This window comes from Aquirufa rosea (assembly GCF_004118285.1).
Lineage (GTDB): Bacteria > Bacteroidota > Bacteroidia > Cytophagales > Spirosomataceae > Aquirufa > Aquirufa rosea.
The window spans coordinates 409,616-426,241 of the sequence record NZ_SDHY01000003.1 but is presented as its reverse complement, the minus strand read 5'-3'; the positions used below and the strand labels follow the sequence as shown (position 1 = coordinate 426,241).

Here is a 16,626-nt window from a genome sequence, read left to right as displayed (position 1 = left end):
TAGGTATTCTACGGAAAAACATACCTATATGAAGTTAACCTTACTTAAAAAGCCTGTTTTTTATTCGGCTACATCCCTGCTTGCCATTTTTATTGCCTTTTCATCTTTCAATAAAAATCAATCTGCCCGTTGGGGCCAGGTACTCTTAGATTCCTTGAATGAATCTCAAAAAAGACTCAGTGAAAATGCCCTGAAAGGCCTCAAAATACATCCTGAATTAGAAATTACCTTATTTGCCTCAGAACCTATGCTCCAAAATCCAACCAATATGGATATTGATGCACAGGGGCGTATTTGGGTAGTGGAAGCCTACAATTACCGTCCCAACATCAATGGTAACCCAATAAATTCACAGGGTGACCGAGTGTTAATATTGGAAGATACCAACGGTGATGGTAAGGCAGATTCCAGAAAGATATTTTATCAATCTCCCGAATTAAATGCACCACTGGGCATTGCTGTACTAGATTCTATGGTTATCATTTCTCAAAGCCCCTATATCTGGAAAATGTTTGATGATAACCGCGATGGAAAGGCCGACAGAAAAGAAATTATGTTCCAAGGTATCGGTGGTGAGCAACATGACCATGGAGCACATACATTCACCTTTGGACCCGATGGAAAACTGTATTTCAACTTTGGAAACGAAGGAGGTCAATTACTAAATGCCCAAGGCAAACCTGTCCTAGACCAAGATGGTGACCCAATTGGTCCTAAAAAATACAAACAGGGAATGGTATTTCGCTGTAATGTAGATGGTTCTCAAGTAGAGGTTTTAGGTCATAATTTTAGAAACAACTATGAGGTAGCGGTTGATTCCTACGGTGGACTATGGCAATCCGACAATGATGATGATGGCAATAAAGGTGTACGAATCAATTTTGTGATGGAACATGGAAATTATGGCTATAGAGATGAAATGAGCGACGCAGGCTGGTCTGCCAATAGAACCAATATGGAAGCTGAAATTCCTAGAAGGCATTGGCACCTGAATGACCCGGGAGTAGTACCTAATTTATTACAAACAGGCTCAGGCTCTCCTACTGGAATGATTTTATATGAAGGCAATTTATTACCAGCAGCCTTTCATAACCAAATGATCCATTGTGATGCCGGCCCAAACGTCGTAAGAAGCTATCCAGTAAAAGCCCAAGGAGCTGGTTTTGAAGCTAGTATTTTGCCAGTCGTGGAAGGAGTCAATGATCAATGGTTCAGACCAGCCGATGTGACCACCGCTCCAGATGGTTCTATTTTCATTGCCGATTGGTATGATCCTGGAGTTGGCGGCCATCAAGCTGGAGATCAAACTCGGGGAAGAATTTACAGAGTGGCACCCAAAGACCATACCTATCTAGTAAAAGCAATGCCCTTAGACAATCCTTCAAAAGCTATTGCTGCCTTGGAAAATCCTAATTTAGCTCAGAGGTATTTGGCCTTCAAAAAATTACAGACGTGGGGAAAATTAGCTGAGCCTGTCTTAGAAAAAGCATATCTAAATAACCCAAATCCTCGCATGAAAGCGAGAGCATTTTGGGCCTTAATGCAGACAAATCAAGCCCAAAAATACCTGAAACTAGCCGCGCAAGATGCCAATCCAGACATCCGAATGATGGCCATTAGACAGGCTAAGAGAGGGAATTTTAGTCAATGGAAATCATTGGCAAGCCAATGGGTTCAAGACAAAAACCCTCAAGTTCGCCGTGAGCTCGCTATTGCCCTAAGACATATCAAGGATCCACAAGCAGATCAAATTTGGGCACAATTGGCACAGCAACATGACGGGCAAGATCGTTGGTATTTGGAGGCTTTGGGAATTGGGGCAGATGGAGATTGGAATTCTAGACTATCGGCCTATTTAGGCTTGAAAGTGAATCCAAATACACTGGCCTTCAAAGATGTGGTTTGGAGAGCGAGAACAGAGATAGCATTGCCATACATCTTCACCGAATTAAAAAGCAAGGTAGATTTATCCCAAAAGCTTCGTTACTTCCGAGCTTTGGATTTTATTCCTAGTGATAAAAAATCCAATATGTTGATGGAAATTATTTCCTCCGACTTCCAAGGACAAACTGAAGCGCAGTTGATTGGATTGAGGCATATTGATCCTAACTACATTGCCTCGAATAGTGATGCCAAAAAAGTGTTGAGAGATTTATTGAATAAGACTTCAGAGGCAGATTACCTGGAATTAGTAGAAAAATATGAATTGGCCGAGGAAAAAGACAAGGTGCTCGGGATGATATTAAGTGGCAAGCAAAGTAGAAAAGCGGGAACCGTATTGTACAAACTGACCGGTGGAGCAGAATTGGTAAAACAAACCTTTCAGAAAGGTTCGGAGGAACAACAAAAAGCCATTATTGAGTCCATTCGTTGGATAGGCCAAAAGCAAACCTTATCGCTTTTATTTGAGGCCATGAATCAACAAAATTTATCTATGAGCATCAGAAAAGAGGCTGCAAGAAGTTTAGGAAACTCGGGTAATGGAGAAAATTTCGTGCTGGATATCCTAAAAAATAAGCAGGTTAGTGCTGAGTTTATTCCATCCGTTGTAGAAAGTGTAAGTCGTACCTGGAGAAAGGCCGTACGCATGGAGGCCAATTCATATTTGGGTGCAGTTAGCCAACAAGCCAAAACCAAACATCCAGATTTGAATACCTTATTAGGCCAAAAAGGTAATGCCCAAGCGGGAATTAAAGTATTTGTGGATCAATGCTCCATGTGCCATCAGGTATATAATGAAGGTATTGATTTTGGTCCTAAATTAAGTGAAATTGGCTCAAAACTCTCAAAGGATGGCATGTATGTTTCTATTTTGCATCCGAATGCCGGAATCAATTTTGGATATGAAACGTATGAAATTACTAGTAAGTCTGGTGAGACATATCAAGGTATTATAACTTCAAAAAATGAAACCGATATTATATTGAAATTACCGGGAGGCATGGTACAAAATTTCAAGACCTCCAGCTTAAAATCCGTAAAACAATTACCCCATTCCATGATGCCTGAGGGTTTAGCGGATGCCATGAGCACCCCTGAATTAATTAACCTTGTTGAATATTTAACTACATTAAAAAAGAAATAAATATGGATCGTCGTTCCTTTGCCCAAATGATGGGCGGAAGTATTTTGGGTGCTGGTATTACACAGTCTCCTGCTATTTTAGCCAATTCATCTAATCAACTTAAAAGTTTAGCTGCAGAGCCGCCTTTCAGTTTGAAATATGCTCCACATTTTGGCATGTTTAAAAATCATGCGGGAAATGATGAAATAGACCAACTGAAATTCATGTATGATATGGGCTTCCGCGCGTTGGAAGACAACGACATGATGGGGAAAAGTCCTGAATTACAGGCTAAAATTGGAGATACATTAAGCAAATTAGGCATGACCATGGGAGTATTCGTGGTCAAATTCGATGGTTTTTTTGATACCCAACACATGACAACCGGTAAAAAAGAAGCCACTGAGATGTTTGTAAAGGCATGTAAAACTGCCGTTGAAACAGCTAAGCGCTGTAATGCCAAATGGATGACAGTAGTACCTGGAAACTTTAACCGCAAATTACCCTTAGGTGTTCAAACCGGGCATGTGATTGATAATTTAAAGCGAGGTGCTGAGATTTTCGAACCACATAATTTAACCATGGTGCTGGAACCCTTAAGCGACAACCCTGATTTATTTCTTCGCTATTCAGACCAAAGTTATATGATATGTCGAGCAGTAGGAAGTCCGGCTTGTAAGATCTTATTTGATATGTACCACATGCAGCGCAATGAAGGCAATATGATTGCCAACATGGATTTATGCTGGGAAGAAATTGCCTACATTCAAATTGGAGATAATCCGGGCAGAAAGGAACCTACCACAGGAGAAGTAAATCATGCTAATATTTTCAAGCACCTAAGAAAAAAAGGATATACTGGCGTGCTGGGTATGGAACATGGTAATTTCTACCCAGGCAAGGATGGCGAAATTAAACTAATTGAAGCTTACCGTAAAGAAGATAAGGGATAATTTGAATAAAATTAGGATTACTAGCTTTATATTTAAATATTTGACTAATTATTTAAAGCAATATGGATATTGTATTCAAAGCTATCAATGATCCCACAAGAAGGGAAATACTTCGGTTTCTGACGCATGGCCCGCAAAATGCTGGGATGATTGCTCAGCAATTCAACATGACCAAACCCAGTATTTCCCATCACTTGGATTTATTAAAGCAAGCACATCTAGTAGATTTTAGTAAAAATGGCCAATTCATGGTATATAGTTTAAACAAATCAGGTTTTGAATCCATCCATGCGTGGTTTCAGCTTTTCACTTTATATTTTGAATTACCCAAACCCAAAATTCGCCTATAATCTAAGTTTGACTTAAGCCAATCTTTCTTTAAATTCGCCTACAAAAGCCCGAATATGAATCCTACATTACCTGCGTCACTAAACTTTCTTCGTTCAGAACTTCCTTCCCATTGGTTAGGATTAGGGGTAATTCAATTACCTAAGCGTAATTTCTTCCAATCTATCGGGGATTATTTTGCTGAAAAATCAGGAAAACAACGTATTTCTTTCGTGGTAGTTAGTGAAGATTCACTTAAAACCCTTCATTATCAAGGAAGCAGCTTGTTGAGTACGGATGTACTGGATATTCATAATTTAGATCATTTTTATTTTTCGGAAGGAAATACCTCAGATGGTTTGGTTTCCTTGTTTAATTGCGAAGCCAGTCTGATTGTATCTAAAAGTAAAAAGGGCGATCTTAAATTAAAAGACTATTTTTTCAGGATCATGCCGGTCCTTCTAGGCGAAAATGCGGAACCTATTCGTAAAATCGAGGAAATACAATGGGCGCAACAAAGCAAAAAAAATATAGCAGAAGTATTAAAGCACTGGCCTGATCGAATTAAAGCTCGTAAAGACGCAGAAGAAGCGGCTGAAAAGGCTAGACTAGCTCAGGAAGCTCATATTAGCTAATCTTCAGATTCGATTTTCTTGGCAACTTTCAAGCGAAGCAAATCCTTAGAATTAAAAGCGACTAAGCTGACAATGATTAAGGTAGCACTAGCTCCCACTAATACAGAAGGTACCGTACCCAAAAGTTTGGCCATCAATCCAGACTCAAATGCTCCTAATTCATTAGACGAACTCACAAAAATACCATTGACAGCAGAAACGCGTCCTCGCATTTCATCTGGTGTGTAAAAACGTAAAACGGTTTGTCGGATGACCACACTGACAGAATCAAATGCTCCTGTAAAAAACAAAGCCACTACTGAAATCCAAAAATTGGTTGAAATACCAAAAACGAGTGTAGCCACCCCAAAGCCTGCAATGGCCAGTAATAAATTCCTCCATGCTTTTTCGAGTGGTGGGAAATAAATCATAAAAGCCATGGACAACAAGGCTCCAATGGATGGTGCCGCACGTAATATTCCCAATCCCTCTGCCCCTACCTTTAAAATGTCTTCCGCGAAAATGGGAAGGATGGCAATCACCCCACCAAAAAGCACAGAAAACAAGTCGAGCGAAATGGCATAAAGAATTATTTTCGTTTTAAAGACATAGAGAATTCCTTCTTTCAAACTATGCCAAATGGACTCATGGGTAACAGCTTTAGGTGGGACTGGTCGTTTCTTAATAAAAAACAAACAGGTCATAACTCCTAATAAAAACACAATTACCGTTTCTAAGGATCCCGCCAAGCCCAAATAGGCATATAAAAAACCGGCCATTCCCGGGCCCAAAATAGCGCCCAATTGCCAAAATGAACTATTCCAAGTAGCTGCATTAGCAAAGACCTCCTTGGGAACCAAAAATGGATTTAAGGAAGATGCCGCCGGACTAAAAAAACCTTTGGCCAAACCTATCAAGAAAATCACAAAATAGATGGTATAAATATGTACGTCAGGGCTTTGCGAGTCTAACTGCAAACTGGAATAGAGCAATAATACTGAGCCCAATATGATCACAGACAAAGAAATCTGCATGATTTTTCTCTTGTCTCGGTTGTCGGCATAGTGCCCTCCAAAGAGCGCCAAAGAGATATAGGGAATCACCTCTGCCAAACCGATCAAGCCTAGCGCCAACGGATTATGAGTAATTTTATAAATCTCATAAGAAACAATCACCTCCTGCATTAGTAATGCCATAGTAAACAAGGTATTACCAATGATAAAGGCTCTAAATTCAGGAAATTTTAATGCGCGGTACGCATCTTTATTTTGAAAAAAACTCATAGGCAAAATATAGAAGTGGGCTACAATAGGCTAGCTCTCCCCAAATACGATAAGCTAATTTATCCTTTACAAAATAGTGAATCCATATTTGTAGGGCAAATGTAGTGGCAAATGGCAAAAATGCCATTTTTTCATGACTGTTAATAATTATCCTTAAAAAAAGAATGACAAATAACATTTCTGCTCCCAATAGGATACGTTTCCAAGTGTCAGCTGTTCCCAAAATTCCTGCATGTTCTGATTCTGCCATAGTATAAATTCCCAAGTTTTGAAGCACCAGGAGAAACAATAATGTTCCGATAGACACGATTGACCAACTCCAAGGAATACGATACCACGTACTTGCTCCAACTCCCAAAGCATAAATCAAAGACGTTATGAATTCCTTTGAATTCGATAGAGCCGGTAACCTGGATTCATACCATAATACCCAGTATACCAACATGATCCCAGACAAACCCAATCCCCACCCAATTAATCTCAAATCCAAATTCCAAACACTGATACTCCCGATGATTCCTAAAACAAATAGCCCAATTTGAATTTCGTGCGCATATTTAGCCTGAAAAGCATGTCGCTGATCTAGCACAATTCCCTTCTTTCTATCAATAATTCGATCAATGAGGTAGATGCCCCAAACTGCACATGCCATGGAAAGCAATTCAGCCCAAGTTGGATATTGTTGTAAAAATATGTCGTGCAATAATGCCTGATAAGCCAAGGTTCCACAAACCACGTCCAAACTTAACCAATGAGCTAATCTAATACTTCGCATATTGACGAACTTGAACCGTAATTTGATCTCCGAGTCTTAATTTACCTAAATGCTCTGGTACAAATTGCTGCCCAAAGTACACCTTATTCCCAAAAGTTCTAAGCTCAGCTAATTTAGCCATTACCTCTTTGGATATTTGCCCCGTTTGTGGATTAACAGTAATCAATTGACACCTCGCACAGGGTTTCGCCCCTGAAAGTAACACGGAACCTAGACTAATTTGCTTCCAAGTATCCTCCTCAAAAGCCTTAGAGCCCTTAACGATGATATTGGGCCGAAAACGCAAACGATCAACTTCCTTACCCATATGATTTTCCAAGGCCTCATAAGACGCCTCAGAACAAAATAATACAGGCAATGCATCTGCAAAGGAGCTTTCTTTCACGAGTGTAGTTTGAAATTTTTCAGGAATTATACGAGGCGATTCTTCTGTCAAACGAACTAAAAATACAATTTCTTGTAATAGTTCACTAAACCATGCCGACCAGCCATCTTCCACTTTTCTGGCCATTAGATGATCATCCCAAATTTGAACAGAAATGAGTTCCCCCAATGCTACGTTATTCATCAAGCTCTTTTCATGTCCAGTAATTGTGTCTAAAACCACAAATCCAGCTTCCTTTGCCTTCAACTGAAAACGTGTTAATTCAGGCTTAGTCCGCTGAGTGATGAATTTACCATTTGAATCCACCAGCATATACCGGCGGTCACCAGCCAAACCCTGCTTTTCCACTTGGGCCTCTTGTAGGGCCAATGCGCCCAAGGATTTGATGGGATAAATGTATAAATGAGCAATTTCCAAAGTAGCCATAAAACAAAAGTAAGTAAAATCATTTCAAATAAGCTATGGGTACTTGTGTGGTACAGGCATCGAAAAATGCATCAAAATCATTATGTTTGCTAATTAAATAAGCGTAATTAATTACCTATGAAAATTTCCGGCCTAAGATTTAGCCTCCTAGTCGCAGCTACCATGAGTGTATTTCCCTCTCTTTCACAAAAAAATTTGAGTTTGGAAGATGCCATACAGCAAGGATTACAAAACCACTATTCCATTCAAATTGCTAAGAAAAGGGAGAAACAAGCGGTAAATGACAATACCTTAGGTAACGCAGGATTTTTACCAACTATAACGGGCAACTTAAACAAAAACTACACCATCTCTGGCTTAGACCAAGAATTTTTTGGAGGTGTAAGGCCACCCTTGGTTCAATCAGGTGTAAACTCCAACTCATCCAACACAGGTGTAGCCATGGTTTGGACTTTATACGATGGAAAGGGAATGTTCATCTTGAGAGATCGCTTCAAGGAATTACAGAACTTAGGTGCCAAACAAACGGAAGCTTCTATAGAGAATTTAATTGCCCTAATTAGTTCTTCTTATTATGACATCATTCGTCAAGATTTACGTGTAAATAACTTTAGAAAAGGCCTAGAAATCTCCAATGATCGCCTCAAATTAGCTAAAGATCGTTTTGAAGTAGGCCAAGGATCCAAGGTAGATTTTTATTCAGCACAAGTAGATTACAACGAAGATAAAGCCTTACTTCTAGCTCAGGAGCAATCTTATTTAAGTACTAAAATCAATTTCAATACACTCTTGGTTCGGGATCACATGATTAATTTTGATGTAATTCCAACGATTGAATTATTGCCAAAATTGAATTTAGAAGAATTAAAAAACCAAGCCTTACAACAAAACCCAACGTTAATTTCCGCCTTATTGAATAAAAAAGTGGCCGATTTAGATATTAAAAATCTTCAAAGCCAGCAACAGCCTGTGATAGATCTTTTAGCAGGTTACAATTATAATACAGTTAACAACGGTGCGGGTTTTGGTGTTTCCAAGGGAAGCAGTGATGTTATAAATTACGGTATCCGCGCTACGATTAATATTTTTGATGGAAATAATCAAAAGCGACGTATTCAAAATGCTAAAATCAATGCAGAAATAGCTGATTTACAGGTTTCCGATTTAAAAAACACTTTGATTTCCAACATCGAAAAGGCTTATGTGAATTACGAAAATGCCTTAAATCTGATCAACTTGGAAACAGAAAATTACAGCATTGCTAAACAAAATATCGACATTGCTTTTGACCGTTTCAAAGTAGGTATTGCCACTTCTTACGAATTGAGAGAAGTTCAAAGAAATGCAGTAGCGGCAGAAACTCGTTTGATTGAAGCAAAATTTGCAGCTAAAACAGCCGAAATTGAATTAATTCGATTGAGTGGTAATTTGCTCTAAATCCTGCTTTTCTTGATTTAATTGCTGTTGGTATAATTCAAAATAACTACCCTTCCTTTTCATCAACGTGGCATGAGTACCCTGCTCTACGATGTTACCCTGATGTAAGACAAATATGCGATTCGCTAATTTGGCAGATGACACTCGGTGAGAAATAATCACGCAGGTCTTACCTTCCATGATATGCTTCAAATGGTTCAGGATTTTATGCTCTGTATGGGTATCTACCGCAGAAAGGCAATCATCTAAAACCAACATCCCTGGATTTTTAGCCAAAGCCCTTGCCAAAGAAACCCTTTGCTTTTGTCCACCTGATAAGGTAACTCCTCTCTCCCCTAAGATTGTTTCAAAACGATCTGGAAATTCCATGATGTTTTGGTAAACATCTGCATAGATAGCAGCCTGCTCCATGTCAGACTGGCTTAAATTATCTTGACCAAAACGGATATTTTCTGCAATGGATGTCGAGAACAAAAAAACATCTTGAGGAACGAAACCCAAGTTGGACCTTACCCATTCCATATCCCAATCCTTTAAATCTATTCCATCCAATAGTATTCTACCTTTAGATGGGTCATAGAATCTGGCCAATAGAGCCGCGATGGTACTCTTACCCGATCCGGTAGTTCCCAATAAGGCTACCGACTCCCCCGGTTCTATCGCTAAATTTATATCCTTCAGTACCCATCGATCCGTACCCGGATAAGCAAAACTTAACTGCTCAAAAGTCCAACGTCCTTGAATCTTTTGTCTGATTTGTTTCCCTGGCACCAATTCCGATTTCGAATGTAAAAACTCATTGATACGGCCCTGCGAAGCAGCGGCTCGCTGAATTTGAGAACTAGTCCATCCCAAAGCCGTCACCGGCCATGTAAGCATAAAAACATACATGATAAACTCCGTGATATTGCCCACTGATATCCGGCCAGCCATCACTTCTTGAGAACCTACGTAAACTACTAATAAAGTGGATAGTCCCACCAAAAGAGAAATCAAGGGTGTAAATAAGGAATCTACTTTCACCAGATCCAAGGACTTTTTTCGATAATTCGCAGATGCCTCAGCAAAAGATTCTACGGATTCCTTTTCTCTAACAAAGGACTTCAGTACCCGAATACCTGAAAAGGCCTCTTGGGCAAAGGTAGAAATGGTCGACAAGCCCGCTTGAATTTCCTCTGATTTTTTTAAAACCAAGGAATTAACATAGTAAATACTTACAGATAATATGGGAAGAGGTAATAGGACATACCACATCAAAGTTTGATTGACATGCCACATGTAATAAATCACCAAAATAAATACACTAATCAAATTTAGGCCATACATGATACTAGGGCCTACGTACATGCGGACTTTACTCACATCTTCAGAAATTCTAGCCATCAAATCACCCGTATTTTGTTTCCGGTAAAAAGACAGAGGAAGAGTTTGATAGTGTGCATAAATCTCATTTTTCATGTCATATTCAATATGTCTTGACATGACAATTAGAGTTTGGCGAACCAAAAAAAGGAAAATTCCCTTGATAAAGGCCATCAGAATGATTAAGCCCCCATAAAAAAACAGCGTTGCGGCAAATACCTCATAAAAGGCTCCTTGCAATGAAAACTGTTTGAATAGAAAATAAATATCGATGGTTTCAGTAACCAAATCCAAGGCATAGCGAACCAATTGTGCCGGAACAACCCCAAAAAAATTAGAACAAAAAGTAAAAAGGGTACCTAGTAACAGCAACCATTTATACTTCCAAAAATATTTATTGAGGTGACTTAGCGCGCCCATACATTATTTACTTCCAACAAAGATAGAATCTTTATCAATTAAAATCCTTAGTTTTGCAATTCAAACAACAAGAACGCTCTTTATTTTCGGATGGTAAACAGGAGATTACTTCGGGTGAAAGCATTTCAGCAACTGTATGCTTACAACACGCAAGAACGTGCCCAATATCAATTGGCATTTGACGAATTGGCCCATATCTTTCAGCCAGATTTATCACTTATGATCTCCAAGGAGGAACAAGCACCTCGACTGGAAGGCTTAAAAAAGTTAGCTGAAATCCAATTACGTGAGTTTTTCCAAGAAGTTCCCAGCGAAGAAAGTATTCCGCCAGAATCTTTGGCGGCAGCCAAATCAGTTTATAAGACTTATTTAAACCATAGTAAAAAAATAGCGGAAAAGCTAAAAAAGGATATGGTAAAGGAGGTTGAATCCATCTACAATCAATACCTCAAAATACTATTTTACATACAACATTTATCAGACATTGCTGTTTGGGATGAGAACCGCCGATTATTGGAAAATCCAATTAAAACCTCGCAATTAAGTAAAAATAAAGTGCTGGCTATCATGCCGAAATGGAGGGCATTGCAACAAGCTTTTGAAGAGCATCACATAGGTTGGTCTGAAGATGAGGAAAATCGGATTAAGAAATTATTTTTAGAAGTGATGTTGTTGGATCAAACATTTGTTGACTACCTTCCACAGGCCGGCAAAAGCTTTGAAGATGACATCGAAATGATTCGATATATTTTAAAAACATTTATTCTAAAACACTCGAGCATGACCGAGTATTTTGAAGAAAAAGACTTAAATTGGCATCTTAATAAGGATGTAATTAAAAGCTTATCTACTAAAACCTTCAAAGTTGACGCTTTAGAGGATTTAAGTTTGCAAGCTTTAGCCCTTCAATGGGATGATGATAAATTATTCTTTGAAGAATTGTTTGAAAGCACCATTCAGCTAGATAAAGATTTAGTACATTGGATTGGCGATCAAACGAAAAATTGGGAGTCGGATCGTTTAGCCATTACAGATTTTATTCTATTAAAAATGGCTTTAACCGAGATGATTAAATTCCCAAGCATCCCTGTTAAAGTGAGCATTAACGAGTACATTGAATTAGCAAAAAATTACTCAACACCCAAATCAGGGCAATTCATCAATGGTATATTGGATGTGGTTTCCTTGAGATTGATAAACGAAAAAATAATTACCAAATCAGGTCGAGGATTAATCGACATAGCGAGCAAATAATATGAGTAGATCATCTAAATCCTTTTGGGCATTTGTTGTAGGAGCTGCTACGGGTGCAATCATTGGTATCTTATACGCTCCAGATAAGGGAGAAAATACCCGTAACAAATTATATTTTCAGTTGAACAAATACAGAGAGCAATTGAGACAATTGATTAATGATATTGTTGAAGGAAAAGAAGTACCTGAAACTTTGGCTAAATCAGAAGGCAAGAAAGTGGTCAATGACACCAAAGTGAAAGCCGAAAAATTATTGGAGGATGTGGAGAAAATGATGAGTCAAATCAAAGCAAAATAGTAACATGAAGTATTTCATTATTATTTGCTTTCTTGGTCTTTTCGCTTGTACCAACAAGCAAAAAGAAGCTAGAAACTCCACCGAGGAATCCATCCCATTGGAACTTAGGCCATCCTTAGAGAAGCATCCAGTAATGAAATTTGACCAGCCAGTGGTTTACCTAGGTAAAATCACCGAAGGGGATAGCATTTCCTACACTTTTCATTTTAAGAATGAAGGGAATATGCCCCTAAAAATTTTAACAGTGAATGCTTCCTGCGGTTGCACCACTCCAAAATGGACAAAAGAATTAGTAATGCCGGGTAAGAAAGGATTTATCAAGGTAAGTTTTGATTCCAAAGGCAAAGAAGGAAAAGTACAAAAAACAGTAACCGCCTATTGCAACACCATGCCTTCCGATAATATGGTGGCATTTAAAGTGGAAATAGCGCGTAAAAAACTATAAACAACAATTCTATGGCTAACAATCCTCAAATCATGCAAATCTTTCTTTTTGGAGGGATTTTTGTAGTATTTTATTTTTTCATGATTCGTCCACAACAAAAAAAGGCGAAAGAGGCCAAACAATTCATTGATGAATTAAAGACAGGCGACAAAGTAGTCACTATTGGTGGAGTTCATGGAACTGTCGTATCTATTCGTGAAAAAACCTTAGTGGTAGAAATAGATCCGGGCAAAGGAGTACGTGTGGTATTCGAAAAATCAGCCATTTCCAAAGATGCTTCCTCTCGCTTAACAGAAGAGTAAAATCATGAAAACAGGCCTTCGACCTTTAATAGGTATCACAGGCGGCATGGGATCCGGCAAATCAATCATTTGTCGGATTTTTGCATGTTTAGGTATTCCCATTTTCGAAGCTGACCAAGTTGCCCATCAACTTATACAAAGCAGTACATCTCTGCAAGAGCAAATCAGGCAGGCGTTTGGCCCAGAGAGTTTTGATGTACAAGGGCATTATAATAAAGCCTATATCCGTTCTCAAATTCAGGAAGACAAAGCGAGATTGGAAGTTTTAAATCAAATCATTCATCCTGCTGTACGCAAAGAATTAGAGAAGTGGGCAATTATTCCAAGTCAGGCACCTTTTAAACTGTATGAATCTGCCTTATTAACTAGTAAAAATAAAGCTTCCTACATGGACCACCTCATTGCGGTAGATTGCCCATTAGAAGAGCGAATTGAAAGAATACAAAAACGAAACCATTTAACCTTTGAAGACAATATGAAACTAATTCAAAATCAACCAAGTCCACAAGAGTTTAGTGAAGGAGCAGACTTTATTATAAAAAATGGCAAAAACGATCGAGTATGGCCGCAAGTAGCAGCAATCTTGAAACATTTTACCATGATAATACTAGCAGTTCTACTTTTCAATACCAGCAGCCTAGCTCAAATCAAGGCCATGACTTTTAACATCAGGATGGATACCAAGTCTGACGGTATCAATCAATGGTCAAATCGAAAGGATCAATGTGCCGAATTAATTAAATACCACGAAGCTGACATCATCGGAATGCAAGAGGCATTTATTCATCAAATCAAAGATTTTGCTGAGAGACTTCCTAACTATGCTTGGTTTGGACGTGGACGTGACGATGGAAAAGAAGAGGGTGAATTTTCCCCGCTTTTTTACAATACCCAAAAGTTCAAAGTGATAGTACAAAAAACTTTTTGGCTGTCTGATTCCTGCGAAAAAGTTGGTTTTGGCTGGGATGCAGCTTGTAGGCGAGTAGTTACCTGGGGGCATTTCCAAGACATAAAAACCAAGAAAAAATTCTATGTCTTCAATACGCATTTTGATCACTTGGGTAAAATAGCCCGTAGAGAAAGCGCCAAATTAGTCTTAGCTAAGATCAAAGAAATAGCCAAAAACAGCCCCGTCATTTTATTGGGTGATTTCAACGCTACTCCAGATAGTGAGCCAATACAAATTTTGCTTGACCCCAATAATCCTGACCGCTTGACCAATGCAGAAAGCATCAGTAAGCGAGGACATTATGGACCCAAAAACTCTTTCAACGGTTTTAAAGCAGAAAAGGAAAATAGCCAAATCGACTATGTTTTTGTCAAAAATGGAGTCACTGTCGAGCAGCATGCTACCCATTCAGAGACTTGGAATAACCGCTACCCGACTGATCATTTCCCAGTGAGTGCTATTCTCCGAATCCCCTAATCGCATTTGGGTTTTATGACCTCAAATCGTAACTTGCAGTATGGAAAATTTTGTTGTTTCTGCGCGAAAATACCGGCCTACTCAGTTTGATTCTGTAGTGGGTCAAAGTCACATTACCACGACTTTAAAGAATGCTATTAAGTCCAATCATTTGGCTCAAGCATTTTTATTTTGTGGTCCTAGAGGAGTAGGTAAAACCACTTGTGCGCGTATTTTAGCCAAAACAATCAATTGCGAAAATCAAAGTGCTGATGGAGAAGCATGTGGTACATGTCACTCCTGCCAATCTTTCCAAGAAAATACTTCCCTAACCATTCATGAGTTAGATGCGGCATCTAACAACTCGGTAGATGATATACGAAGTTTGATTGATCAAGTTAGATATCCTCCTCAAAGTGGTCGCTATAAAGTATATATCATAGATGAGGTCCACATGCTTTCAGCGCAAGCATTCAATGCCTTTTTGAAAACATTGGAGGAACCGCCATCCTACGCTATCTTCATTTTGGCTACGACAGAAAAACATAAAATCTTACCAACCATTTTATCTCGCTGCCAAATTTTTGATTTCAATCGAATCAAATGGCAGGATATGGCAAGACATTTAGCCAACATTGCTGAGAAGGAAAATATCACTGCAGAGCCAGCTGCTTTGGAATTAATCTCCATTAAAGCCGATGGTGGATTGAGAGACGCCCTATCCATGTTTGACCTGAATGTGACTTTCTCCACTGACAATACCTTACGCCATAAGGCAGTACTGGAGAACTTACACATTTTAGACAGTGATTATTATTTCACATTGACAGACCATTTACTGCAGCAAAACCATACGGAAGTCTTACTTTTAATTGAAGAAATCATGAGAAAGGGATTCGATGGACTTCAGTTTGTATCTGGACTCATGGAACACATGCGTTTATTGCTTTATGCCAAAGATCCAAAGACCTTGGTCTTGATGGAAATGAGTGAGGAAAACAAAGCAAAGTTCAAAAAGCAGGCAGAGCTAAGCACTACATCCTTTTTGCTTTCGGCCATGAACATCTGTGCTCAATGTGAAACTCAATACAAAAGCGCCAAAAATCCTAGATTACTGGTTGATCTGAGCCTTTTGAAAATCAACTATTTAAATTCGGTATTCCAGCCAAAGCAAGCACCTGTGGTGGAGGACGGCGCAGGAAAAAAGTATGAGGCTTCGGCCAATCCCAGTCCCTTAGTTGAATCTACTCCTACCCCTTCCTCTGAACCCATTCAAAGAGAAACTTCTGAATCTTATGTTAAAGAGAACGTAATACCTACTCAAGTAGAGCCGGTGTCTAAAATGAGGGGTATTGAAATAGCCCCTAGGCCTAGCGTTCAATCTACTGGGCTAAGAAGTGCCAAAAAATTGGTAGAGACGAAACAATCTGAACAAAAAGAAACTACCTTGTTGACATCTGGGACCTCTAGTGAAGGTAACAAACCTTTCGAATTGGAGGATATCAGTCGAGAATGGATGCGAATCGCCAATGCCTATAAGGCCAATCACGACATCAATAAATTTGTCATGATGAACCGTCCCATCGAATTGGTGGGCACCGTATTACACCTAAAAGTGGAAAACGAATTACAAATTCAGCAGTTCAATGAATCCATCCGAATGGAGGTTTTGAACCAGCTAAGAACCTCTTTGCAGCACTTTGGTATTGACATACAGCTGGATATTTTAATACAAGAGAAAAGCGATAAAAAGGTTCTCTACACCCAATCCGACAAATACGAATTCTTAGCAGAGAAACATCCTATTTTGGCGGAAATGAAACAGAGGATGGGATTGGATTATGAGTTTTAAACTCTAAAGAAATGTGAAATTGTC

General features: G+C 39.0%; 15 protein-coding genes. 11 read left to right on the top strand and 4 right to left on the bottom strand.

Annotation, left to right across the window (positions count from 1 at the left end; genetic code table 11):
* Positions 1 to 28 precede the first annotated feature (28 nt).
* From ESB04_RS06920 to ESB04_RS06905, 4 genes are all read left to right on the top strand, one after another.
* Positions 29 to 3,085: a PVC-type heme-binding CxxCH protein gene (locus tag ESB04_RS06920; protein ID WP_129026995.1), complete on the top strand. Its 3,057-nt coding sequence runs from the start codon at positions 29 to 31 to the stop codon at positions 3,083 to 3,085.
* A 2-nt stretch (positions 3,086 to 3,087) separates the two neighbouring features.
* The gene (locus ESB04_RS06915; protein ID WP_129026994.1) at positions 3,088 to 4,017 is read left to right on the top strand and encodes a hydroxypyruvate isomerase family protein; all 930 of its coding nucleotides are present in this window, start codon (positions 3,088 to 3,090) and stop codon (positions 4,015 to 4,017) included.
* A gap of 62 nt (positions 4,018 to 4,079) precedes the next feature.
* Positions 4,080 to 4,367 (top strand): autorepressor SdpR family transcription factor, encoded by a 288-nt coding sequence (locus tag ESB04_RS06910; protein ID WP_129026993.1) that lies wholly within the window; start codon positions 4,080 to 4,082, stop codon positions 4,365 to 4,367.
* 54 nt (positions 4,368 to 4,421) lie between these two features.
* The gene (locus ESB04_RS06905; protein WP_129026992.1) at positions 4,422 to 4,979 is read left to right on the top strand and encodes a hypothetical protein; all 558 of its coding nucleotides are present in this window, start codon (positions 4,422 to 4,424) and stop codon (positions 4,977 to 4,979) included.
* Here ESB04_RS06905 and ESB04_RS06900 read toward each other — a convergent pair.
* From ESB04_RS06900 to ESB04_RS06890, 3 genes are read right to left on the bottom strand one after another with little or no spacing between them, the layout of a single operon-like run.
* Positions 4,976 to 6,241, bottom strand: coding sequence for an MFS transporter (locus tag ESB04_RS06900; RefSeq protein ID WP_129026991.1), 1,266 nt, complete (start codon positions 6,239 to 6,241; stop codon positions 4,976 to 4,978). The genes ESB04_RS06905 and ESB04_RS06900 overlap by 4 nt on opposite strands.
* Complete coding sequence (locus ESB04_RS06895; RefSeq protein ID WP_129026990.1) at positions 6,222 to 7,016, bottom strand: hypothetical protein; 795 nt, start codon at positions 7,014 to 7,016, stop codon at positions 6,222 to 6,224. The genes ESB04_RS06900 and ESB04_RS06895 overlap by 20 nt, the downstream gene beginning before the upstream one ends.
* Complete coding sequence (locus tag ESB04_RS06890; protein ID WP_129026989.1) at positions 7,003 to 7,827, bottom strand: MOSC domain-containing protein; 825 nt, start codon at positions 7,825 to 7,827, stop codon at positions 7,003 to 7,005. Before ESB04_RS06890 ends, ESB04_RS06895 begins: the two co-directional genes overlap by 14 nt.
* A gap of 117 nt (positions 7,828 to 7,944) precedes the next feature.
* Here ESB04_RS06890 and ESB04_RS06885 point away from each other — a divergent pair, with 117 nt between their 5' ends.
* Positions 7,945 to 9,264 carry a TolC family protein gene (locus tag ESB04_RS06885; RefSeq protein WP_129026988.1) on the top strand — a complete coding sequence of 440 codons (1,320 nt, stop codon included), beginning with the start codon at positions 7,945 to 7,947 and terminating at the stop codon, positions 9,262 to 9,264.
* On the opposite strand, the gene ESB04_RS06880 is transcribed toward ESB04_RS06885, so the two are convergent.
* Entirely contained in the window at positions 9,235 to 11,046 is a 1,812-nt protein-coding gene (locus ESB04_RS06880; protein ID WP_129026987.1) for an ABC transporter ATP-binding protein, read from the bottom strand. The two genes, ESB04_RS06885 and ESB04_RS06880, sit on opposite strands and share 30 nt — an antisense overlap.
* Before the next feature lie 90 nt (positions 11,047 to 11,136).
* Between ESB04_RS06880 and nusB the strand changes: the two genes are divergently transcribed.
* From nusB to ESB04_RS06850, 6 genes are read left to right on the top strand one after another with little or no spacing between them, the layout of a single operon-like run.
* Positions 11,137 to 12,300, top strand: a complete 1,164-nt coding sequence (nusB, locus tag ESB04_RS06875; protein WP_129026986.1) for a transcription antitermination factor NusB — start codon at positions 11,137 to 11,139, stop codon at positions 12,298 to 12,300.
* A gap of 1 nt (position 12,301) precedes the next feature.
* The gene (locus ESB04_RS06870) at positions 12,302 to 12,598 is read left to right on the top strand and encodes a YtxH domain-containing protein (protein WP_129026985.1); all 297 of its coding nucleotides are present in this window, start codon (positions 12,302 to 12,304) and stop codon (positions 12,596 to 12,598) included.
* Between the two features lie 4 nt (positions 12,599 to 12,602).
* Entirely contained in the window at positions 12,603 to 13,043 is a 441-nt protein-coding gene (locus tag ESB04_RS06865) for a DUF1573 domain-containing protein (protein WP_129026984.1), read from the top strand.
* Positions 13,044 to 13,054: 11 nt separating this feature from the next.
* On the top strand, positions 13,055 to 13,345 hold the full coding sequence (yajC, locus tag ESB04_RS06860) for a preprotein translocase subunit YajC (protein ID WP_129026983.1): 291 nt from the start codon (positions 13,055 to 13,057) through the stop codon (positions 13,343 to 13,345).
* A 4-nt stretch (positions 13,346 to 13,349) separates the two neighbouring features.
* Positions 13,350 to 14,771: a dephospho-CoA kinase gene (gene coaE, locus ESB04_RS06855; RefSeq protein WP_129026982.1), complete on the top strand. Its 1,422-nt coding sequence runs from the start codon at positions 13,350 to 13,352 to the stop codon at positions 14,769 to 14,771.
* A 40-nt stretch (positions 14,772 to 14,811) separates the two neighbouring features.
* Positions 14,812 to 16,602: a DNA polymerase III subunit gamma/tau gene (locus ESB04_RS06850; RefSeq protein ID WP_129026981.1), complete on the top strand. Its 1,791-nt coding sequence runs from the start codon at positions 14,812 to 14,814 to the stop codon at positions 16,600 to 16,602.
* Positions 16,603 to 16,626: the final 24 nt, after the last annotated feature.